We start from the raw sequence: 23,554 nt of genomic DNA on the forward strand, positions 1-23,554 counted from the left end.
CTAAAATTTATCTAATTTTAAAAGATATTTTGATAATATTAGCTCTTTTATTTTAAAATATAACAAGGGGTAAATTTTGGAAAAAACACTTTCTATTATCAAACCTGATGCAGTAAAAAAAGGTGTTATTGGTCAAATTCTAACTCGTTTTGAAAATAATGGTTTAAGAATAGCTGCAACTAAAAAAATTCAACTTTCTCAAAAAGAAGCTGAAGAATTTTATGCTATTCATAAAGAAAGGTCTTTTTTTAAAGATTTAGTAGAATTTATGATTAGTGGGCCAGTTGTTGTTTCTGTTTTAGAAGGCGAAAATGCTGTTTTAAAAAATAGAGAACTAATGGGTGCTACAAATCCAAAAGAAGCAGCTCCTGGTACTATTAGAGCTGATTTTGCAGAAAATATTGACGCAAATGCAGTTCATGGAAGTGATAGTTTAGAAAATGCTAAAATTGAAATAGAATTTTTCTTTTCAAAAACTGAAATTTTATAATGAAAATTCCTTTCGCAAAGCTCAGTTTTGTCGCTTATCCTTTTAAATTGGATCTTGATGGAATAGTTTTTGAAGGATCTATTAAAAAAGAAAATTTAAAATTAGCTAAAATTGATGGTAATTTAAAAGGTTTTACTTATAGACATTGTGATCGTTGCGGAGAAGAATTAGAATTAAAAATAGATGAAAATATTGAACTTTACGCAAGTGATGGTATTTTTAAAGATGAAAATAATATCTTAAGCGATACTATGGAATTTTTTGATTCTCATATTGATTTAATCGAGCTTGCAAATAGTGAGTTACAATCTTACTTGAGTGATTATTTTTATTGCAATAAATGTTTATAATTTTAATAAAGGAGTAAAAAATGGCAGTACCTAAGAGAAGAGTGAGTAAAACTCGTGCAGCAAAACGCAGAACTCACTATAAAGTTACACTACCTATGCCTATCAAAGATAAAGATGGTAGTTATAAAATGCCTCATCGTGTAAATCCAGTTACTAAGGAATACTAAGAACGATGACAAGCATTGCTATTGATGCAATGGGCGGAGATTTTGGAGAAAAACCTATCATAGAAGGCGTTATACAAGCTTTAAGAGAAAAAGAATTTAATGCTATCTTGGTAGGTGATCCCAAAAAACTTAAGGCCTTAATCCCTCAAGATTTAAATCAATTTATAGATTATGAAGAAGCTTACGATGTTTTTGCTATGGATGAAAATTCCACCGAGGCACTAAAAAGAAAAGATAGCACTATATACAAAGCTATAGAACTTGTAAAAAATCAAAAAGCTCAAGCTGTAGTTTCTGCTGGACATAGTGGTGCTACTATGAGTTTAGCCACTTTAAGACTTGGAAGATTAGCCAATATTGCTAGACCTGCAATTGCTACACTAATGCCAAATATTCATTCAAGAACTCTTGTTTTGGATGTAGGGGCTAATGTAGATTGTAAAAGTGAACATTTATTTCAGTTTGCAATCATGGGTGAAGCTTATGCAAAAGAAATTTTAAATATTAAAAAACCAAGAATTGCACTTCTTTCAAACGGAGAAGAAGAATGCAAAGGAAATGAGCTTACAAAAGAAACCCATCAGCTTTTAAAGCAACTTCCAAATTTTATAGGCAATGCTGAAGGAAAAGATATTTTTAATGGTAGCATAGATGTGCTAGTATGTGATGGTTTTAATGGTAATATATTATTAAAAACCGGAGAAGGCGTTGCAAGTGTTATTACAAAATTATTAAAACAAGAAATTCAAAAATCTTTCTTTGCAAAATTAGGTTATCTTTTAGCAAAACCTGCATTTAAAGAATTAAAAACTCATATAGATTATGAAGAATACGGCGGTGCTCCTTTACTTGGTGTAAAAGAATGTGTCATCATAAGTCATGGAAAAAGTGGACCAAAAGCTATTAAAAATGCTATTTTTCAAGCTTTAAATTTTAGTCAGTCTAATATAAACTCTACAATAGAAAAAGAACTTTGCAATTATGAAACAAAATAAAGCCTCATTAATCAGTATAGCTTCATATGTACCAGAAAAAATTTTAAGTAATTTTGACTTAGAAAAAATGGTGCAAACAACTGATGAGTGGATTCTTAGAAGAACTGGTATAAAAGAAAGACGCATAGCAAGTGATGATGAAAATACTAGCGATTTAGGAACAAAGGCTGCTATAAAAGCTATACAAAGAGCAAATTTAACTCCTAAAGATATAGATGCTATTATTGTTGCGACCTTAAGTCCTGATTATTTTACTATGCCTTCTACTGCATGTAAAATCGCTTCTAATTTGGGTTTAAAAAATATTACAGCATTTGATATTTCTGCAGCATGCTCTGGTTTTATTTATTTGCTTGAACTTGCTAAATCTTTAGTAGAAAGTGGCGCTAAAAAAAATGTTTTGATAATAGGTGCTGAAAAAATTAGCTCAATTATTGATTATACCGATAGAAGTATTTGTGTTTTATTTGGTGATGGAGCTGGTGCTGGAGTGGTTTCTTTGGATGAAAATTTTCCTATTATCGATGTGCATACTGCAAGCGATGGAGAATTTGGGGATTTGCTAATGACTCAAAGATCTCAAAAAAGCAGTATATGCTCTGCTTTATCCATGCAAATGAAAGGTAATGAAGTTTTTAAAGTAGCTGTAAATACTTTAAGCAATGATGTGATTGAAATTTTATCTAAAAACCATATTTCACATAGTGAAATAGATTTATTTATACCACATCAAGCAAATTTAAGAATTATTAAAGCAGTACAAGAAAAGTTAAATTTTAGTGATGAGCAATGCATGCTTACAGTTCATAAATATGGCAATACTTCAGCCGCATCCATACCTATGGCTATGAATGATGCTTATGAAGAAGGTAGATTAAAAAAAGGTTCATTGATTTTGCTTGATGCCTTTGGCGGTGGATTTACTTGGGGTTCTGCTTTACTTAAATTTGGTGGTTAAAATAATTTTTTATTATTTTAACCTCTCTATTTGATCTAATATAGATTTTCTTGCTTTGACATCTGAAGAATCTACTCTAATATAAAATTCTACTCTATTGTTTTTCTCATCTTCTTTATCTTGCATTATTGGATGATTATCGCCAAAACTCACTACTATAAGTTGATTTGCATTAACACCCCTGCTAATTAAATAATCAGCAACAACTTGAGATCTTTTACTTGCAAGATCAAAATTTCGTTTAGGATCTTTGTCACTATTATCAGTATATCCTCTTAATTCTACTTGAGCTTGAGAAGGCATTTTTTTGATAACTTCTGCTATACGCTTTAAAAAATCTTGCACATCAGCAGAGTCTATCTCAACACTAGCTCTAGAAAATTCAACTCTTGCAGGCAAATTTAAAATAATGTTATTTTCTCTTTGATCTAGTGCTGCTTTTAACTTTTCTATACTTTCTTGTTGAGTGATACTTAATTTTTTAAGTTTTTCTAACTCATCAACATTTGCATTAGCTGGAGAGCTATATTTGTGATGCGTATCACTTTCTTTTTGCACTGGATTTGAAGCGGTAAATTCAAAAATTTTAACAAACTCTGTTTTTAATGCTTCTGTTTTTGATGGATTGCTTTCAGAAATCGCCCACAAAGCAATAAAAAGAGCCAAAAGCAAACTTAAAAAGTCTGCATAAGGAACAGCCCATTTTTCTCCAGCTGGACACTCTGGACACTTCTTTTTCTTACCCATTTTAACTCTTATTTATCAAATTGTGAAATTCTTGGCTCATCATGACCTAAATAGTTAAACAACTTAGCTTCTAAATCTCTAGGATTAGCACCCTCAGCTATACTTGTGATAGCTTGCATGATAACTATTCTTTCTTTGATTAAATCATGAGAATTTGCTTTCATTTTATTACCCCAAGGACCAAATAAAGCATAAGCTCCAAAAATACCCGTAACGGTTGCTGTAAATGCACCTGAAATACCCATAGCCATTGCTTGAGGATCATCAAGCAAAGTAAGTGCTAGCATAAGACCAAACACCGCTCCAACAAGACCCATAGTAGGACAAGTTTCACCAAAACGGATCCAATACTCTGCGCATTCTTTATAGTATTCTTCCATTTCTTCTATTTGAATTTCCATATTTTCTTTGATTTCATCAATACTTTTTCCATCAACCATCATCATCATAGCATCTTTTAAAAATTCATTATCGACTTCATTGGTTTTTGATTCCAATGCTAAAAGCCCATCTCTTCTTGCTATGGTAGAATATTCCACAAGCTCAGCTATCCTCTGACTTAAATTAACCCCTGAACCTTTAAAAACAACTTTTAATTCCTTATAAGCACCTTTTACAATATGTTTATGCGTAGAAGTCATCGCACAAAAAGCTGCCGTTGGCATCACAATCAAAAACGAACTAAGATGTATAACATGTAAAGGGTTTCCCCCTTCTAAAATATCCCCAACAGAAATACTAACAACAGCTAAAACCATTCCCAGTATGGTTGATAAATCCATAAAACAAATCTCCTTATTTTAATTCACCCCAATTTTTAGCAATACTTGATGAAGTTTTTAATTTTACTTTTAATTTTACAATATTTTCCATAACATCACTAGCATTTTTTGCAAATTCTTCGCATAATTGATCTTTAACTTCAAAAATAAGTTCATCATGAATTTGTAAAATCAAACGCTGATCTTCATTTAAACTTTTTGCAATTTCAATCATTGCTAATTTTATTATATCGGCAGCTGAGCCTTGAAGTATAGAATTAATGCTTTCTCTTTCATACATAGCAATTTGCATAGGTTTTGCATTATCAAAATCAAAATATCTCTTGCGGCCTAAAAGCGTTGTAATAAAACCATCATTTTTAGCTTCATTTTTTACTTTTTCAAAGTATTTTTTAATACTTGTAAAATTTTCAAAATATTTTTCAATATATTCTTTTGCTAATTTAGCTTCAATTTTTAAATTTTGACTTAAAGTTTTATAACCCATTCCGTAAATAAGTCCAAAATTAATGCTTTTAGCAATGCTTCTTGTGTGATAATTATTTTCACCAAAAATCATTATTGCAGTTTTTGCATGGATATCTTCATCATTATCAAATGCTTCTAAAAGTTTTTTATCTTCACTAAAATGAGCAAGCATTCTAAGTTCAATTTGCGAATAATCAAGAGAAATAAAACTATAACCATCTTTTGGTATAAAACAAGATTTATAGTTTTTTGCATATTGGCCATGTGCAGGTATATTTTGCAAGTTTGGATCTTTTGATGAAAGACGACCTGTTGCAGTTCCTGTTTGTAAAAAACTTGAATAAATTCTTGAATCTTTGTCATTTTTAGCAAGTTTTAACAAAGGCTCACAATAAGTAGAAACTAATTTAGCAAGTTCTCTATAATCTAAAATTTCTTTTACGATAGGATATTCATCTATGAGATTATTTAAAACTTTTTCATCAGTAGAATAACCTGTTTTTGTTTTTTTGCCACTTGGTAATTTTAATTTTTCAAATAAAATATCACCCACTTGTTTTGGAGAATTAATATTAAATTTTTCTTCTGCTAAAGCATAAATTTTCTCACTTAAAATTTTAATGTCTTGATTAAAACTTTGCATTAATTGCTCAAGTTGCATAGTATCAAGCTTAATGCCATTATTTTCCATCATCATTAGCACTTTAATAAATTCAAATTCACTATTTTTAGCAAGCTCTAATAATGATTGATCTAAATTTTGTAAAAAATACAAATAAAATCTTAAAGTAATATAAGCATCTTCAGCTGCATATTTACAAGCTTTTTCTAAATCAACACTAGCAAAATTCTCACCTTTTTTTACCAAAGCTTCAAAATGCAATGTCTCATAATCAAACAACCTTTTAGCTAAATCATCCATATTTACTCTTAAACTTGGTTCTTTTAACCATGCTAAAATCATAGTATCTGCATAATTTTTTGGAGGATTTAGACCAAAATTGTTTTTAATAATTTCAAAATCATACTTAAGATTATGTCCTACGACAAAGCTTTGATAAATTTTTTCTATGGCAAATTTAGCTCTTTGTATAGAAATTTGCTCGCTAACTCCTAAATAATCATGATTAAGCGGCACATAAAAAGCTTCGCTTTCATGAAAACAAAAACTAAAACCTACAATCTTTGCTTCTTTAGTATTTAAGCTAGTAGTTTCAGTATCAAAAGCCACAACACTTTCTTTATCTAATTTTTCTAAAATGTCAAATAATTCTTTTTCATCTAAAATCAATCTTGCATTAAAACCTAAATTTTTATCTTTATTTTGAGGATTAACACGCAATTTTTTAAGCAAAGCATTAAGCTCATAATGTTCTAATATATCTATAATTTTTAACAATGGTTCATCTTTAGGATAAGCACATTTTTCAAGCATATAAATTACATCTAAATCTTCATATAAAGTAGCTAATTTTTTACTCAAAATCGCATTTTCTTTACCTTCTAAGAGTAAATTTTTATTTCTTTCATTTCGCACTAAGGTTAAATTTTCATAAATACCCTCTATGCTTTCAAACTCATCAAGTAAATTTTTAGCTCCCTTAGCACCTATACCTTTAACCCCTGGGATATTGTCAGAACTATCACCACAAAGTGCTAAAAAATCTCTCATTTGAAAAGGTTTAACACCATATTTTTCCAAACATCCTGCTTCATCATAATCATTTTTTGAAATAGGACTATAAATGCTAACTTTTCCATCTTTGATGAGCTGATACAAATCTTTATCTTGAGTGATAATTCTTATAAAAATATCCTTATCCTTGCATGCTTTGACTAAAGATGCTATGATGTCATCTGCTTCATAACCTTCACAAGAAAAGCTCGCAAAATCCATTTTTTCTATCATTTGTATGCAAATTGGAATTTGAGCTAATAATTCTGGTGGTGGTGCTTGACGATTGATTTTATAATTTGGATCAATTTCACTTCTAAAAGTTTTACCTTTGCTATCTAGTGCAAAAATAATCATATCACTTGGATGTTCTTGTTTTAAACTATAAATAAAATTAGCAAAACCACTTATCATATTACTAGGTTCACCTTTTGAATTTTTAAGTCCTTTGATTGCATAAAATAATCTAAAGAAAAATCCAAAAGTATCAATTATTGTTAAAGTTTTCATCATTTTCCTAATAAATTTTATTAAAAACTAAGAAATTATCACTAAATTTTATTTAAAAGAGAGTAAAAGCTCTAAATTTAATTTTATGCTTTTTGGATAAAATTACGCTTTTGAAATTTTAAAACAAAGGTTTAATTTTGCAAACACAATCAATCGCAGATGAGAATTTTAAAACGCCTCAAGGCAAAAAAGCTTTTAAAAAAGCTATATTTTCTTGCTGATTGGGCACAGCTATGGAATATGCAGATTTTGCACTCTATGGCTTAGCAGCAGCCACAATCTTTTCTGAAATTTTCTTTCCTGAACAAACTCCTACTATAGCACTTTTACTTAGCTTCGTAACTTATGGAGTAGGTTTTGTAGCAAGACCTATTGGAGCTTTATTTTTTGGCTATTTAGGTGATAAATATGGTAGAAAAAATGTATTGATGATTACCATTGCATTAATGGGAATTTCAACTACTCTTATAGGTTTTATACCAAGTTATGCAGTAATTGGAATTTGGGCTCCAATTTGTTTGGTTATTTTACGCTTTATGCAGGGTTTTGGTGCTGGCGCTGAACTTTCTGGTGGAACTGTTATGCTTGGAGAGTATGCTCCAAGTAAGCATAGGGGTTTAATTTCTTCTGTTATAGCTCTTGGATCAAATAGCGGAACCTTACTTGCGTCTATGGTTTGGCTTTTAACTTTACAAATGGATAGTGAAAGTTTTAAAGAATGGGGATGGAGAATTCCATTTATATGTAGTATTTTTATTGCTATTTTTGCTGTTTATATACGCTTACATGTAAAAGAAACTCCTGTTTTTGAAAAACAAAAAGAAATGATGCTAAAAATTCGTCATGAAAACGCAATGCATGCTAAAAAAGATGAAAGAAATTTATGGCAAAAAACAAAAGCTTTTTGGATCATGGTAGGTATTAGGATAGGAGAAAATGGCCCTTCTTATTTAGCACAAGGCTTTATAGTAGGTTATGTAACCAAAATTTTACTTCTTGATAAATCAGTCGCTACTACTGCTGTGATGATTGCTTCTTTGGTTGGATTTTTAGTCATACCTTTGGCAGGATATTTAAGTGATAAATTTGGAAGACGCATTACTTATAGAACATTTTGCTTGCTTTTAATGCTTTATGCTTTTCCTGCTTTTATGTTGCTTGATAGTAAAAATGAAATTATAGTAATTTTAACAATTATCGTAGGTATGTCATTAGCATCTTTAGGAATTTTTGGGGTTCAAGCTGCTTGGGGAGTAGAATTATTTGGAGCTAAAAATCGCTATACTAAAATGGCACTAGCTAAAGAATGTGGCTCTATATTATCAGGTGGGACTGCACCTATGATAGCTTCTGCATTGCTAGCTTATTATGGAGCTTGGTGGCCTATTGCTTTATATTTTGTGATTACTGCAGGTATTGGCTTTATAACGACATTTTTTGCACCAGAAACTAGAGGTAGAGATTTAAATTTAATTGAAGATGCAGCATGATACGCCTTATTTTAGACACAGATATAGGTAATGGTATTATAGGAGCTAACACCGATGATGGTTTAGCTCTTGGGCTAATTTTAGCTTCTAAAGAAATCAAACTTGAAATGATTAGCACTGTTAGTGGTAATGTTCAGGCAAAAATTGCTTATAGCGTGGCTAAAAATTTATTAGAAAAATTAAATTTAAACATACCTTTATATTTAGGGGCTAATGAAACTTTATGCGAAGATAGTAATTTTTGGAGACAAAGATTAGATAATAGTGCTAAAAATTTTAATCTTACTCATCTTTGGGATGAGATTAGGCCTATTAAAATTTTAGATAATATCACTCCAAATGCTTGTTTAAAAATGGGAGAATTAATCACAAAATATCCTAATGAAATTTCAATTTGTGCTATAGGACCTTTAACAAATATTGCTATGGCAATGAGATTATTTGAAAATTTTGATACCAATGTAAAAGAAATTTTCATCATGGGCGGAAGTTTTGATATGCCCTATTATACTAAAGATACAAATTTTGGCTTTGATCCTGAAGCTGCAAACATAGTTTTAAATTCTAAAGCAAAGATCACTTTAGTGCCATATAATGCTACCATGCAAACTCTACTTACACATAAAGATTTAAATTCTTTAAAAGACCAAAATCCTCTTTGTAATTTTTTAGTGCAGACTTTAAAAGTTTGGATCGATTATGCAAGCAAAACAAGAGGCACTAATGGCACTTGGATACACGATGCTTTAACGATTGCTTATATGATTGACCCTAGCTTGGCTAGTTTTGAAGAATATTTTGTCGATGTCATTTGTGATAGCTCTTTAGCAAGAGGAAATTCTATCAGATGCTTAAAAGATGCTAAAATGAATTTAGTAAATTCTTATAAAAAAACCACTATAAAAGTTTTAAACGATGTTGATAATGACAAACTTTTAAAACTTATAAAAACAAGACTTTCAAATGGAATTTGCTATGAAAATTACAAAAATATAACGGGTTAATTTTCCTAAAGCTATAAAAACACAAGATTTTAAAAAAGAATATTTAGCAAAACCAAGTCCTAATGAAAAAATATCACCTACCACAGGCAAAAAAGTAAAAAAAGCATACAAAAAACCAAATTTTTTAAAATTTGCATTGAATTTGTCTAATTTCTCGATGGAATTTTTAAAATATTTTTCTAAAATTTGACTCTTACCAAAATACGCTAGGGCATAAGTGCTTAAACTTCCTAAAGTATTTGCCAAAGTTGCCACAAAAAGAACACAATAAATATTAAAATCTAATTTTACAAAAGCTATTACAAAAGCTTCACTAGCCATAGGCAAAAGAGTGCTTGATAAAAAACTTACTATAAAAAGCCCTATATAACTAATATCACTATATAAAAATTCAAACACTTTTGCTAACTTTCATCTATAAAATAATTTTATTTTTATTTTATGATTTAAATTTAAATCTTTTTTAATCATATTTACTTTACAATGAAAATGCTTTAAGCAAATTTTATTAAGGAAACTTACATGGAAAGGGAAATATTTTTTAAAACAATTTTAGATTTCAAATCTTTTCAAGCTCTTCTTTCTTGGCGTTAAGCCTACTACTGCATTTTAATTTCAATTTATTTTTTATTGTCTGATTTTAGTTGATCTTTTGATCTTAGTTTATTTTTAAATTTAAGGAATAACTATGAAAAAATATTATGGAAAATTTGGCGGACAATTTGTCCCAAATGAAGTAAAAATAGCATTAGATGAAGTAGAAAAAGCTTTTTTAAAACTAAAAAATGATAAAGAATTTAAACAAGAATTGCAATATCTTCTAAAAACCTATGTTGGAAGACCAACACCTTTATATCATGCAAAAAATTTAAGCAAACATTATAAACACGAAATATACCTAAAAAGAGAAGACTTAACACATACTGGAGCTCATAAAATCAACAATGCTTTAGCCCAAGCTTTAATAGCTAAAAAAATGAACAAGAAAAAAATCATCGCAGAAACTGGAGCAGGACAACACGGACTTGCAACAGCGACTGCAGCTGCACTTTTGGGATTAGAATGTGAAATTTTTATGGGGGCTACTGATGTCCAAAGACAAGCTTTAAATGTCTATAAAATGGAACTTTTAGGAGCCAAAGTTAATGCTATAACAAAAGGCAGAAAAACACTAAGTGATGCAGTTGATGAGGCTTTAAATTTTTGGGTTAAAAATACAAAAGATGTATTTTATGTAGTAGGAAGTGCAGTTGGGCCTTATCCTTATCCGCAAATTGTAACGCATTTTCAAAGTATCATTGGTAAAGAATGCAAAGTGCAACTTAAAAAAATCAATCAAAAAGTTGACTACATCGTAGCAGCTACTGGAGGAGGTAGTAATGCAGCTGGAATTTTTCATGCTTTTTTAAAAGATAAAAAAGTAAAACTTATAGGGGTTGAAGCAGCAGGATTAGGCAAAGATACTCCTTATCACGCAGCAACTCTTACAAAAGGAAAAATAGGAATCATTCATGGAATGCAAACTAAAGTTTTACAAAATGATCAAGGAGAAATTTCACATACCTTTAGCATCTCTGCTGGACTTGATTACCCTGGAATTGGACCATTGCATGCATATTTACAAGAAAGCAAAAGGGCAAATTATTATGCTATTAATGATGATGAGTGTATAAATGCTTTAAAATTATTATGCAAAAAAGAAGGTATCATACCTGCTATTGAAAGTTCTCATGCTTTAGCTTACTTAGATAAATTATGCCCTAGTTTAAAGAAAAAAAGCACTATAGTGGTAAATTTATCAGGAAGAGGAGATAAAGATATGCAAAGTGTTTATGAGTACAAAAAGGGTCAAATTTATGGTTAATAAATAAATAATATTTTCTCCTTTTAATTAAGAAAAATTTAATATATTTTAAATTAAATTTCGATTTAAATTTTAATTCAAAGGAGAATTTTTGGAATTTACAATACTTATCTTACTTGCAACTTCTATATTACTCATACTTATAAAACCTGAAAAAGAAAAGTTAATATTTGGAATTTTTCTATGCGGAGCTTGTTTAAACTGCTTGATGTATCTAATAGCAAGTTTTAATTCTATACTTCCTAGTGGAAATTGGTAAGGAGTAAAAATGAATACATATTTAAATAAAAATGATCAATACTTTTACCTATTTATGACCACTGCTATTTTACTTATATTAGCCATACCAGTTGGATTTGCTAATATGTATTTGGGATATTTTCATAACGAATCACCTTGCACTCTTTGTTGGTTTGAGCGTATTGGTATGATTGTAATTGGTATTTTAGGAATGTTTATTTTACGATATGGCCCTCAGATTAAATACATAGTTTGTGTATTTTTATTTGCGGGATATGGAATTTATATGGGCGTGCGACACACAGCAAGCTGGTGGCAAAGAGATATTGGTATAGGTCTTGGAGATAAATTAGTTGGAGCTCATACTTATACTTGGGCTGTTGTGGTTTATTGGTGTGTTGTAGTTGTAATGGGACTTGCTTTACTTTTTATAAGAAAAAATAGCTCAATGATGCAAGATCTTTCAAGCGAAGAAATCAAAATAAAAAAATTAAACAAGTATTCTAAATTTGTTATTGTTATATCTTTTGTAGTAGTTTGTTCTAATGCATTTCAAGCTTTAATTATAAATGGTTTGCCTCCATATACAGGAAAATCAAACCCTGATCGTTTGACATTTGATATGAGTATCATGAGTAAAACTTGGACTACAGAAGTTTGGAGTAGGCTTGCTCATTTTGATTTATTTGGTAAAAATGTTCCTGAAGAAGTTTTCATTAAAGACTTAGTTGAGCCAAAAGATTTAACATTTGACAAAAATATCTCTAATGGAGCTTTTGAAATCACAAAAAACATACAAGCTTTAAATGAAAATTTCGAAATAAAAATACCAGAACTTCAAAAATATAAGCATATCAATGCTATTGTTTATGATAAGATCAACGATGAATTTGTTTTAATTTCAAATGAAATGGCGCTTGCTTATACAAAAGATTTTAATACAGCTACAAATTTTGCATTATTTGATAAAACAAATGGATATGATATGAGATATATTGTAGATGGAACTTTTGTTGGAGATAAAGTCATCATAGGAGCTTATAATAAAACATTTAGTGGCACTCAAAAAACTGACAAGCAAATTGATCCTATGCTTGAATGGCAAACTTTTAAAGAAACTAGTGGAAATATATCTCCTGCGTTTTTTACGAAAAAAAATGATTGGTATGAACCATCAAGAAAATATATCTTAACCATTAGAGCAAAACAAAATTATGTTCATGCTTATGCAAATGATGGAGAGTATTTATATCTAATTTCAACACCAAATAAATTTAGTAAAAAACTCATTTTATCTTATGCTAGCACTAAAGATTATTTACTAAGTGGAGAAAAAGTTTTAAGTGTTGGAGATGATTTAAAGCTTAAAGAAAATAAAAATATCAATGATTATTATATAGTTGGAGCTGAGATAGTCAAAGATAAAATGCTTGCATTGAGTTTGCGTTATAATACTTTTCTTGTAATTGATTATAAAAACGCAAAAATCATTGATGCTTATGGCGTAGAAGGATTAGAAAATCCAAAATCCTTTACTATTAAAAATGACACACTTTATATACTCGATCGCACTAGTGATAAAAAAGATATCATAAAAACTTACAAAAATCCTTTATAACCCTGCTAAACATAGCAGGGCTTAAAAAATTAATTATTTTAATAATATAAATTGTAATTTAAATTATAAATTTATATAATTGAAAAAAATTAAAAAAAAGGATTAATTATGCTTAAAATCATTTTATTTTTGTTTTTAGTGTTTGGAGTGTCTTATGCAGATAAGATAGATGATCTAGAAAACTCATGCGATAAAGGGGAAGCAAAAGCTTGTAGAGATTTAGCCTATATGTATGAAGAAGGGCGAGGTAAAGTTTATAAAAATAAATACAAAGCCATTAAATTTTATAAAGAAGCTTGCGATAAAAACGATGCAACTGCTTGTAATAGATTAGGAGTTATTTATCGAGATGGTATTAATGTGAAAAAAAGCTATTTTAAAGCTAAAAAATACTTTGATAAAGCTTGTGATTTAGGTAATGATATGGGTTGTATTTGGGAAAGAAAACTTCAAAAAGATAAAATAGAAGACATACTAGATGGCAAATAAATACAAACTATGCTTAAAAAAATTAAGCATAGTTATTTTTATCCTTAAACTCTAAATTTAAATAATATCCTGTATAAGAACCACTTTTTTTATGATTTTTAGCTAATTCTTCTGCGCTTCCTTGTGCAATGACTTTACCGCCTTTAACACCACCTTCTGGCCCCATATCTATAATATAATCAGCATTTTTAATCACATCTAAATTATGTTCTATTACAAAAACACTATTTCCAAGATCTACCAAATGTTGCAAAACCAAAACAAGTTTATTTACATCTTCAAAATGAAGTCCTGTAGTAGGCTCATCTAAAATATATAAAGTTTTTCCCGTATCGCTTCTACTTAACTCTTTAGCAAGTTTTACACGCTGAGCTTCCCCACCACTTAAAGTGGTAGCATTTTGTCCTAAAGTAAGATAATCAAGTCCTACTTTTACTAAAGTATCTAGCTTTTGCTTGATTTTTGGCACAGCTTGAAAAAATTCACTTGCTTCTATGATGCTCATATTTAAAACATCTGCTATACTTTTGCCTTTATATTTTATTTCTAAAGTTGCATCATTATATCTTTTACCATTACACACATCGCAAGTAACCATAACATCAGGTAAAAAATGCATTTCTATTTTAATCTCACCATCGCCACTGCACTTTTCGCATCTACCACCTTTGACATTAAATGAAAATCTACCTATTTTATACCCTCTCATTTTAGCTTCTTTAGTAGCTGCAAAAAGATTTCTAATTTCATCCATAACACCTGTATAAGTTGCAGGATTTGACCTTGGAGTTCTTCCTATAGGACTTTGATCAAGATAAATTACCTTATCTAATTTTTCTAATCCTTCTATCTTAGCTCCATTTAGCTTTCTTACTTTTTTTGCACGATTTAATTCTTCTTGAGCAAAAGGTAATAAAGTTTGTAAGATCAAAGAGCTTTTGCCACTACCTGAAACACCCGTAATAGCGACTAAATTTCGTAAAGGAAAATCCACACTTAAATTTTTAATATTATTAATGCTAACATCTTTTAAGCTTATAAAATCTTCTTGTTTTCTATGCTTTTGATGTGAAATTTGCTTTTTACCGCTCATATAAAGTGCCGTTTGACTTTTGCTTTTTAACAATTGTTTATAAGTGCCACTAAAAACTACTTCACCACCAAATTTACCCGCATTTGGACCAATATCTACTATAAAGTCTGCTTCTTCTATAGTCATTTTATCATGCTCAACTACGATTAAGGTATTACCTTTTTGTTGTAAATTTCTTAAAGTTTTTATGAGTTTTTGAGTATCTCTTTCATGAAGACCGATACTTGGTTCATCTAAAACATACATCACCCCACTTAAACCACTACCAATTTGCGATGCAATACGAATTCTTTGAGCTTCTCCGCCACTAATAGTTCTAGCATCTCTTCCTAAAGACAAATACCCAAGTCCTACATCATAAAGAAAAAATAATCTTTCATTAATTTCTTTGAAAATAGGCTTAGCGATCATTTGTTCTTGCTCACTTAAATAATTAAAATTTTCTTTCTTAGAAAAAAAAGCTGTAGTATTTTCTATACTCATATCTAAAATATCGCCTAAATTTTTATCTGCTACTTTTACAGCTAAACTCTCAGCTCTTAAACGATGGCCATTACAATCTTTGCAAATTTTTTCACTCATATACTCGCTTAAATCTTTATCATCTTTTAGCATTTCATAAGCATATTTTACTACACCTTCAAATTTACGATTTAACCTATGTCTTTTCCATAAAAAACTAATCTCTTTAGCATTTCCATAAAGCACTAAACGCTTTTCATCTTCATTTAACTCACTATAAGGAATTTTGACTCTAATATCATTTTGCTCACAAAATGCCATTAAAAATTTATAATAATAACTTTTATTAAATCCATAAAGTAATTTTATAGCACCATTTTCTAAGCTTAAATCTTCATTGATTAATTTTTTCATATCCAAAGAATAGCGAATCCCAAGTCCATCACAAGAGCTACAAGCCCCTTTTGGAGAATTAAAAGAAAAACTCAAAGGCTCAAGCAACGGAAAAGAAATTTTACAATCAAAACAAGCATTATGCTCACTATAATGAAAATGTTTTGGAAGATCAAATTCTTCATTATTAATCACTTCTATTTCAATCTCCCCAAAACTCTCACTTAAACCCTTTTCAACATCACTAGCAAGTCTTGCTAGCATATCATCTTGTATTTGAAGTCTATCAATGGCTAATTTTATAGTGTGTTTTTTGGTTTTAGCTAATTGAATTTCTTCATCTAATCTAGTCAAAACCCCATCAATTTGAGCTCTGATATAACCTTTACTAACTAAATTTTCTAATAAATCTGCAAAACTTCCTTTTTTTTCTTTTACCAAAGGAGCATAAATAATAATCTTAGCTCCTTGTGGAAGTTTTAAAATCTCACCTACAATATCTGCACCGCTCATAGATGAAATTTTTTGCCCACATTGATGACAATGTTGAGTGCCAATTCTTGCATATAAAAGTCTTAAATAATCATAAATTTCAGTAATGGTTCCAACCGTTGATCTAGGATTTTTTGAAGTAGTTTTTTGATCTATAGCAATAGCTGGTGTTAAACCTTCAATCTTATCAACATTAGGCTTGCCAACTTTGTCTAAAAATTGTCTAGCATATGCGCTTAAACTTTCTATATAACGGCGTTGGCCTTCTGCATAAAGTGTGCCAAAGGCTAAAGTCGATTTACCACTGCCGCTAAGTCCTGTAAAAACTATAAGATTATTTTTTGGAATTTCTAAATTGATATTTTTTAAATTATTTTCCTTAGCACCAATGATACTTATCTTGTCATTATTCATCAAATCCCTTTAATTTTATACATATTTTTTGGCAAAATATTCCATAAATTCACTTAATTTTTTAACCTTTTCAAAGCTAATGGAATTATAAATACTAGCACGAATTCCACCTAAAATTTTATGTCCTTTAAGTCCTATCATACCATTTTCTTCTGCTTCTTTTACAAAAATTGATTCTAAATTTTTATCATGAGCTATATTAAAACTTACATTCATTAAAGATCTATCTTCTTTTTTAGCATGTCCTTTATAAAAACCATTGCTCTCATCTATAATCTTATATAAAAGCTGTGCTTTTTTGATATTTTGCTCATTGATTTTATCTAAACCGCCTTGGTTTAAAAGCCATTTCATCTCAAGATTAAACATATATATAGCAAAAGTTGCTGGGGTATTAAATAAAGAATCATTTTCAGAATATACACTATATTTTAACATACTAGGTATATTTTTATTTTTACTACGCTCTATCATATCTTTGCGGATAAATGCACATGCAAGTCCTGAAATTCCAGCATTTTTTTGCACTCCACCAAAAAGCATAGCTATATTTGAAAAATCAATTTTTTTAGAGAAAAAATCACTTGAAGCATCGATGATTAAAGGACTTTTAGTTTTAGGATATTTTTTATATTGGGTGCCATATATAGTATTGTTAGAGCATATATAAGCATAATCAGCATCATCGCTGAATGTAAAATCAGGTATATGATCAAACAAACTCTCTTCGCTACTTGCTACTATTTTTGTATTTACTCCTAAAATTTGAGCTTCTTTGATGGCTTTTTTTGTCCAAATGCCAGTGTTTGCAAATTCACACACCCCACCTAAATTTAAATTCATAGGAATCATAGCAAATTGCAAACTTGCCCCGCCTTGAAAAAATAAAATTTCATAATCATCATTTACCTCATATAGTTTCTTTGCCATTTGCATAGCTTCAAAATGAACTTCTTCAAAAATTTTTCCCCTATGAGATATCTCCATGATGGAAAAACCTTTACCATGATAATTAAACAAATTTTCCTGAGCTTCTTTTAAAACCTCATCGGGTAAATTAGAAGGTCCTGCGCTAAAATTCATCACTCTCATTTTTTCTCCTTATAGTATTTTTGCTTCTTTAGTTTCATCTATAGAGCAAAGTTTTACGATATCTCCTTGTTTTAAATCTTTTAAAGAAATGTTTTTTTCATCTTTTTGGAGATTAATTAAATTTTTGCTTTTTTGAAAGAAATTTTCATGTTGTTTTAAAAGCTCTTCAAAATTTTTAAGCTGATTTTGACAAGATAAAATTTTCATTTTCATAAAATTATGCAACTGATCTTTAAACATTTTAAGATGTTGTTTTTTTAATTCAAAAATACTTTCTAAAGACTTTGCTTTGACTAGATCTTGTAAATGAGCTAAATTATTTTCTTGTAATTTTATAAAATTTGAAATTTGAAATTTGAATTTCATTTCAATTTCATCAAGTTTTTGCTCTAAAGCCATCTTAGAAGGAAAAATCATATCAATAGCCGCACTTGGAGTAGGTGCTCTTAAATCTGCAACAAAATCACTAATAACATAATCAATCTCATGGCCAATAGCAGATACAACCGGAGTTTTTAAAGTATAAATTTTTCTTGCTAATTCTTCATCATTAAAACAAAATAAATCTTCCCTACTTCCACCACCCCTTGCTAAAACAATCACATCAAAACCACAACTATCTGCTTTTTGCAATGCATTTATCAAAGAAATAGGAGCATTTAAACCTTGAGTTAAACTATCAAAAATACTTATTTTGCAAAAATTGTATTCTTTTTGTTTGATAAGCTTTAGCATGTCTTGCAATGCTGCTGAAGTTAAAGAAGTAACAATTGCAACTTTTTTAGGATATAAATTGATAGTTTTTTTAGTGCTTTTATCAAACAAACCTTCTTTTTCAAGCTTTTCTTTTAAAGCTAAAAATTTAGCTTCTAAATCACCAAGGCTTGTTTTTTGCATACTTTTGGCTATAAATTGATACTTCCCGCTAGCTTCATATAAACTCACATAGCCCCTTAAATCAAGCATATCTCCAACTTGAGGCTTTGGTGATACAAATTGATTAAAACCTTTAAACATCACACAAGCTATACTTGATTTTTCATCTTTTAAATCAAAATACCAATGCCCTGAACCATGTATAGTTATTTTAGAAATTTCACCACTTAATTCTATGTCTTCAAAATGGCATTCTAATAAGCTTTTAGCTTTTAAATTTAACTCTGAAACTTTCATTTTTTTCTTGCAATAAACATAGAGCAAACACCAAAACTAAAGCTTTTATACTCTAACATTTGAAAATCTTCACTTAATTCATCAATAAAATCTTCTTTGCTTAAAAAATCATCAATAGAATTAGGTAAATACTCATAAGCACTATAATTTTTACTAATAAAACCACCAATTTTTGGCAAAATATTTTTTAGATAAAAATCCCTACAAGTTGCGATAAAACCACCTTGTTCTCTTTTAGTAAATTCAAGCACAAGCAAAATTCCATCTTTTTTTAACACCCTTGAAAATTCTTTAATCGCTTCTTTTCTATCTACAACATTACGAATTCCATAACTAATACTTATAATATCTGCACTTTGACTTTCTAAAGGTAATTCTTGGGCTTTAGCTTGAATGAAACTTGCATTTAAAATCTTTTTTTTAGCCACTTCAAGCATACCCGCACTTGGATCAACCCCTTTAATACTAGAAATTTCTTTTTGAGCTTTTTTTGCTTGATTTTGCCATTCTATTATCATATCGCCTGTTCCACAAGCTATATCAACAATATCTAATTTATCTTTAGAATACTTAAAAACACTCAAGCAAGCTTTTTTTCGCCAACTCACATCAGTGCCAAAACTCAAAATTCTATTAGCTTTATCATAAGTTGGAGCTATATCATCAAACATTTGGACAATTTTTTCTTGCTTTTGCATATTTTTCCTATCTTGATTTTAGTATTTTTTGTTTTTTAATGTTTAGCTTTCAAAACAATTTGTATTTTTTTAAAATCTGCTTTTTTTAAAACATATGAAAAATGTTTAAATAAAAATTTTATTTTATCAAATTCTATAAAATTCTCTAAAGATTTTTTAGGTATTTTTTCTAACCCTAACATTTGTTTTTCTAAAAGCAAAGTAATAGCTTGTTTTAAATTTAATTCATTATTTTGCTTAAAAAAATCACTATTATCTTTTAAAATAATTTCTATATTTAAAAATAAATTTTTGCTATTTTTACAATGAAGCAAATCAACACATTGTTTAAAATTTACTTCATCTTTATAAAGATCAATTTTAGCTTTTAAATCACACAAATCTTCTTGCAATTTTTTTTGTATATCTTGTTCAAACATATCTTCAAAAACCATAAAAAATATATTAATTTGATACAAAGCCTTATAAAGCTTTTTAAATTTTTTAAAAGTAGTTTTTTCTAAAAAAATATTTTTTCGAATTTGGAATTTTTTAAACAATTTAAAAAGCAAAATTTTAAAAGCGATAAAACTTTGAATGCAAGAAGGAAAAAATAATTTTATTTTATAATTTTTATCTAGTTTTTCTATATAATCATCATAAGTAAGAATTTTAAAAGTTTTTTTATTAAAAATTATTTTTTGTGGATTATCTAAAATTTCTATCATTTTTAAACTATAAAAATAAAGACGCTTAATGCGTCTTAAAATATATTATTTGTTTTTACAAAATTTACATCCGTTAACATGAGCAAAAACTCCAAGATAATCAATGATGTTTCCAATTTTTTTCTCAAGATTTTCTTGATAAGCTTGCAATCCACTCTCTTCATATCGCATATCTTCTATGTGATTGCATTTACTGCATATTACATGTATATGAGGATATTCATAAATATCGTAGCAAGTTTTTTGATTTGGAGTGTTAATTTCTACAACTAAACCTTGTTCTTTTAAAGTATTAAGATTTTTATAAACTGTAGCTAAAGAAATAGATGGATATTCTTCTTTAATACTTTCATACAAAGCATCAATATTTGGATGTTCATGGCGTTTTAAAATCTTAAGAATACAAAGTCTTTGCGGAGTAGCTTTTAAATCACAGTCTTTAAGCATTTGCATAAGTTCCATTTATAACTCCTAGTAATTTTATTTATAGTATAACGACTTTTTTATAAAAAAATCATTATATTAAAAGATATTTTTTATCCTTTAATAAGTTTTAATTTTACTACATAAAGATTTAACATCAAGTCCTAGATGTTTTTGCACCATATCTGTCTTACCATGGGTGATAAAATAATCTTCATATTCAAAACTAACAACTTTGATATGATTTAATCCTTCTTTTTGTAAAAAATTCATAATCAAACTTCCAACCCCGCCAATCTTAGCACTATCTGAAAAAATAAACCAAATTTTACTCTTCATAGCAAATTCTTTTAAACAAGCTTCATCCAGCGGCTTTACAAATACAAGATCAATTAAATTTGCATATTCTTGACCAAGTTCATCCAAAACTAATTTTGCTCTTGCTACACCTTGTCCAAATCCTAAAAAAACTTTATCGCTTTGATTTTCTATTAGAATTTGAGCTTTGGCAAGTTGAATTTTTTTTGCTTGAAATTCATTATCTAAAATAAAATTACCCCTAGGATAACGAAAAGCAAAAACGCCTTGATGAAAATAAGCATATTCCATAATTTCTTCCATCATTGCTTCATCTCTTGGGGCAGCTATGGTTACATTGGGTATAGCGCTTAAAAAACTTATATCAAAAACACCTTGATGGGTTTCTCCATCTTCACCTACAATTCCAGCTCTATCCATAGCAATAACTACATTTAAATTCATAATCGCACAATCATGGATTACTTGATCATAAGCTCTTTGCATAAAAGTGCTATAAATTGCTATAAAAGGCTTAAAACCTTCTTTTGCCATAGCAGCCATAGAAGTAACTGCATGTTGTTCTGCAATTGCAACATCCCAAAAACGCTCAGGATATTTTTCTATAAGCTTATCAAGCCCTGTTCCACTAGGCATAGCAGCAGTTACCCCTACTATATTTTCATATTTTTGAGCCAAATTTAACAAAGTATTGGCAAAAATTTCAGTAGCACTTTTTTTATTTACTCCTTGCTTTAAACTTTCTCCACTATTAACATCAAAAGCACCCACGCCATGCCATTTTGCATTTTTTCCTTCAGCGAGCATATAGCCTTTACCTTTGATAGTTTGAGCATGAACTACACAAGGTTTTTGCATCGCTTTGGCCTGATTTAAAGCATTAATAATCTCATTAATATTATGCCCATCAATTGGTCCGATATATTCAAGCCCTAATTCTTCAAATAAAAGACCAGGAGTAATCAATCTTAAACTTTCTTCAAAACGCTTAGCCATATAAGAAGCACCTTGAGGAAAATACTCTAAAATATTTTCAATGCGTTTTTTAAATTTTTGGTAAAACTGTGTAGCCATAGCTTGAGAAAGATATTTTGATATAGCACCAATTGGTTTTGAAATACTCATTTCATTATCATTTAAAATGATAACACAAGGATATTCTCTATCTCCTAACTCATTTAAAGCTTCATAAGCCATACCAGCACTTAAAGCTCCATCTCCAATCAAAACCACAGGCAAGCGATCTTCATTTTTTAATCTTATAGCCTTGCACGCTCCAACTGCTAAAGAAACAGAAGTACTAGAATGTCCTGCAACAAAATAATCGCCCTCATCAGGCTTTGTATAGCCACTTAGGCCATTAAATTGTCTTAAAGTATGGAAAATATCATATTTTTTATTTAAAAGTTTGTGAGGGTAAGATTGGTGTGAAACATCAAAAATAAATGGATCTTTATCAACATCAAAAACATAATGCATCCCGATACTAAGCTCTACTACTCCCAAATTTGAGCTTAAATGTCCGCCATTTTTACTTACTGTATCAATAATGATTTTACGCAAAGAAGAAGCTAGATTTTCTAGCTCTTTAATGCTCATTTGTTTGATATTTAAATGTTCAAAATCTATCATTCATTTGCCATATTTTTGATTTTTTGCAAACGAGAATTGAGGTTTGATTCTATATTACCTGCATCACTAAGTACTAAAATACTACCTTTATTTATGGCATCATCTACACTAAATTTAATATTATCACTTTGCAAATGCTCTTTTACATAGTCAAAATCATAAGGATTTAATTTTAATTCTATTTTAGTGGCATTTTTAAGTTCATTCATTAATTCTTTTGCTAAATTCAAAGCAATAGCAGAAGAATTTTCTTCTAATTCTTTAGCGATGACTTCTTTAGCAATAACCACAGCTGTATCTGCGAGTTCATTTTCATTTTTAAGCAAAAAATTATTTAAAGTTTCAATGGTATTTTCTAATTTTTCCACACTTTTTAGATATTTTTCTTTTAAATTTGCAAGTTCATCTTCAAAAGCTTTTTGAGCTTCATCATAACCTTCTTTAGTGTATTTTTCTTTAGCATGCTCAAGCTCACTAGCTAAGCGATTATTAAATTCTGCTTCTTGACTTTCTATTTGCATTTGAAGTTTAATGATGTTTCCAGACATTTCATCGGTTTTTTTGAGCAAATCTTCTACAAAATCAGGTTGGATTTGTGGAGCTGGAGCTTGATTAATGTTTTCATTCTCTTGGATTGGATCAACTTGCAAAGTGTTGGGCTCTATGGTAGTTTTTTGAGGAGTTTGAATTTCTTCGCTTGGTTTAGCTTCTTCATTAGAAGCTATCTCACTCATTACTTTAAAATGATAATTTTCAACCACATGATTAGTTATATTAGCACTTGAAATCACATTAGTTAATTTTGCCATA

The 23,554-nt window shown here is 29.3% G+C and carries 22 protein-coding genes and 1 pseudogene; 11 read left to right on the forward strand and 12 right to left on the reverse strand.

Annotated features, from left to right (window positions below; translation table 11 throughout):
* The first annotated feature begins 76 nt into the window (after positions 1-76).
* The 5 genes from ndk to CVOLT_RS06690 are packed head-to-tail and all read left to right on the forward strand — an operon-like array spanning position 77 to position 2,960.
* Positions 77-490 carry a nucleoside-diphosphate kinase gene (gene ndk / locus CVOLT_RS06670; RefSeq protein WP_039666019.1) on the forward strand — a complete coding sequence of 138 codons (414 nt, stop codon included), beginning with the start codon at positions 77-79 and terminating at the stop codon, positions 488-490.
* Entirely contained in the window at positions 490-840 is a 351-nt protein-coding gene (locus tag CVOLT_RS06675; protein WP_039666020.1) for a DUF177 domain-containing protein, read from the forward strand. The genes ndk and CVOLT_RS06675 overlap by 1 nt, the downstream gene beginning before the upstream one ends.
* A gap of 20 nt (positions 841-860) precedes the next feature.
* A complete protein-coding gene (gene rpmF / locus CVOLT_RS06680) occupies positions 861-1,007 on the forward strand; it encodes a 50S ribosomal protein L32 (protein ID WP_012662034.1) in 147 nt (48 codons plus the stop codon).
* 5 nt (positions 1,008-1,012) lie between these two features.
* Positions 1,013-2,002, forward strand: a complete 990-nt coding sequence (gene plsX, locus CVOLT_RS06685) for a phosphate acyltransferase PlsX (RefSeq protein WP_039666021.1) — start codon at positions 1,013-1,015, stop codon at positions 2,000-2,002.
* Positions 1,989-2,960 carry a beta-ketoacyl-ACP synthase III gene (locus CVOLT_RS06690; protein ID WP_039666022.1) on the forward strand — a complete coding sequence of 324 codons (972 nt, stop codon included), beginning with the start codon at positions 1,989-1,991 and terminating at the stop codon, positions 2,958-2,960. Before plsX ends, CVOLT_RS06690 begins: the two co-directional genes overlap by 14 nt.
* A 12-nt stretch (positions 2,961-2,972) precedes the next feature.
* On the opposite strand, the gene motB is transcribed toward CVOLT_RS06690, so the two are convergent.
* The 3 genes from motB to polA are packed head-to-tail and all read right to left on the reverse strand — an operon-like array spanning position 2,973 to position 7,142.
* Positions 2,973-3,707 carry a flagellar motor protein MotB gene (motB, locus tag CVOLT_RS06695; protein WP_039666023.1) on the reverse strand — a complete coding sequence of 245 codons (735 nt, stop codon included), beginning with the start codon at positions 3,705-3,707 and terminating at the stop codon, positions 2,973-2,975.
* 8 nt (positions 3,708-3,715) lie between these two features.
* Positions 3,716-4,489: a flagellar motor stator protein MotA gene (motA, locus tag CVOLT_RS06700; RefSeq protein ID WP_039666024.1), complete on the reverse strand. Its 774-nt coding sequence runs from the start codon at positions 4,487-4,489 to the stop codon at positions 3,716-3,718.
* Between the two features lie 13 nt (positions 4,490-4,502).
* Positions 4,503-7,142, reverse strand: coding sequence for a DNA polymerase I (gene polA, locus CVOLT_RS06705; protein ID WP_039666025.1), 2,640 nt, complete (start codon positions 7,140-7,142; stop codon positions 4,503-4,505).
* Positions 7,143-7,276: 134 nt separating this feature from the next.
* Between polA and CVOLT_RS06710 the strand changes: the two are divergent.
* Positions 7,277-8,632, forward strand: a pseudogene (locus CVOLT_RS06710) (MFS transporter).
* Positions 8,632-9,636, forward strand: a complete 1,005-nt coding sequence (locus CVOLT_RS06715; RefSeq protein ID WP_039666314.1) for an inosine-uridine preferring nucleoside hydrolase family protein — start codon at positions 8,632-8,634, stop codon at positions 9,634-9,636. The pseudogene CVOLT_RS06710 and the gene CVOLT_RS06715 overlap by 1 nt, the downstream one beginning before the upstream one ends.
* Here CVOLT_RS06715 and CVOLT_RS06720 read toward each other — a convergent pair.
* Positions 9,592-10,035 carry a YqaA family protein gene (locus CVOLT_RS06720; RefSeq protein ID WP_039666027.1) on the reverse strand — a complete coding sequence of 148 codons (444 nt, stop codon included), beginning with the start codon at positions 10,033-10,035 and terminating at the stop codon, positions 9,592-9,594. The genes CVOLT_RS06715 and CVOLT_RS06720 overlap by 45 nt on opposite strands.
* A gap of 289 nt (positions 10,036-10,324) precedes the next feature.
* On the opposite strand from CVOLT_RS06720, the gene trpB reads away from it, so the two are divergent.
* The 4 genes from trpB (at position 10,325) to CVOLT_RS06735 (ending at position 13,847) form a co-directional block, all read left to right on the forward strand.
* The gene (gene trpB / locus CVOLT_RS06725; RefSeq protein ID WP_039666028.1) at positions 10,325-11,500 is read left to right on the forward strand and encodes a tryptophan synthase subunit beta; all 1,176 of its coding nucleotides are present in this window, start codon (positions 10,325-10,327) and stop codon (positions 11,498-11,500) included.
* A gap of 91 nt (positions 11,501-11,591) precedes the next feature.
* Positions 11,592-11,759, forward strand: a complete 168-nt coding sequence (locus CVOLT_RS07945) for a hypothetical protein (protein ID WP_165902308.1) — start codon at positions 11,592-11,594, stop codon at positions 11,757-11,759.
* A gap of 9 nt (positions 11,760-11,768) precedes the next feature.
* Positions 11,769-13,358, forward strand: coding sequence for a disulfide bond formation protein B (locus tag CVOLT_RS06730; protein WP_039666029.1), 1,590 nt, complete (start codon positions 11,769-11,771; stop codon positions 13,356-13,358).
* Between the two features lie 108 nt (positions 13,359-13,466).
* The gene (locus CVOLT_RS06735; protein ID WP_052243193.1) at positions 13,467-13,847 is read left to right on the forward strand and encodes a TPR repeat protein, Sel1 subfamily; all 381 of its coding nucleotides are present in this window, start codon (positions 13,467-13,469) and stop codon (positions 13,845-13,847) included.
* Positions 13,848-13,869: 22 nt separating this feature from the next.
* On the opposite strand, the gene uvrA is transcribed toward CVOLT_RS06735, so the two are convergent.
* The 8 genes from uvrA to fliH all read right to left on the reverse strand — a co-directional run bounded on the left by uvrA (position 13,870) and on the right by fliH (position 23,553).
* A complete protein-coding gene (gene uvrA / locus CVOLT_RS06740; protein ID WP_039666030.1) occupies positions 13,870-16,701 on the reverse strand; it encodes an excinuclease ABC subunit UvrA in 2,832 nt (943 codons plus the stop codon).
* A 15-nt stretch (positions 16,702-16,716) separates the two neighbouring features.
* Positions 16,717-17,793 carry a phosphoserine transaminase gene (gene serC, locus CVOLT_RS06745; RefSeq protein ID WP_039666031.1) on the reverse strand — a complete coding sequence of 359 codons (1,077 nt, stop codon included), beginning with the start codon at positions 17,791-17,793 and terminating at the stop codon, positions 16,717-16,719.
* 9 nt (positions 17,794-17,802) lie between these two features.
* Positions 17,803-18,966: an exodeoxyribonuclease VII large subunit gene (xseA, locus tag CVOLT_RS06750; RefSeq protein WP_039666032.1), complete on the reverse strand. Its 1,164-nt coding sequence runs from the start codon at positions 18,964-18,966 to the stop codon at positions 17,803-17,805.
* The gene (gene ubiE, locus CVOLT_RS06755) at positions 18,963-19,664 is read right to left on the reverse strand and encodes a bifunctional demethylmenaquinone methyltransferase/2-methoxy-6-polyprenyl-1,4-benzoquinol methylase UbiE (RefSeq protein ID WP_039666033.1); all 702 of its coding nucleotides are present in this window, start codon (positions 19,662-19,664) and stop codon (positions 18,963-18,965) included. Before ubiE ends, xseA begins: the two co-directional genes overlap by 4 nt.
* A gap of 35 nt (positions 19,665-19,699) precedes the next feature.
* Positions 19,700-20,371, reverse strand: a complete 672-nt coding sequence (locus tag CVOLT_RS06760) for a hypothetical protein (RefSeq protein ID WP_039666034.1) — start codon at positions 20,369-20,371, stop codon at positions 19,700-19,702.
* A 45-nt stretch (positions 20,372-20,416) separates the two neighbouring features.
* Entirely contained in the window at positions 20,417-20,833 is a 417-nt protein-coding gene (gene perR, locus CVOLT_RS06765; RefSeq protein WP_039666035.1) for a peroxide-responsive transcriptional repressor PerR, read from the reverse strand.
* An 81-nt stretch (positions 20,834-20,914) separates the two neighbouring features.
* Positions 20,915-22,744, reverse strand: coding sequence for a 1-deoxy-D-xylulose-5-phosphate synthase (gene dxs / locus CVOLT_RS06770; protein ID WP_039666036.1), 1,830 nt, complete (start codon positions 22,742-22,744; stop codon positions 20,915-20,917).
* Positions 22,741-23,553 carry a flagellar assembly protein FliH gene (gene fliH, locus CVOLT_RS06775; protein ID WP_039666037.1) on the reverse strand — a complete coding sequence of 271 codons (813 nt, stop codon included), beginning with the start codon at positions 23,551-23,553 and terminating at the stop codon, positions 22,741-22,743. Before fliH ends, dxs begins: the two co-directional genes overlap by 4 nt.
* Position 23,554 lies beyond the last annotated feature (1 nt).

Source organism: Campylobacter volucris (assembly GCF_008245045.1).
In the GTDB taxonomy this organism is placed as follows: domain Bacteria; phylum Campylobacterota; class Campylobacteria; order Campylobacterales; family Campylobacteraceae; genus Campylobacter_D; species Campylobacter_D volucris.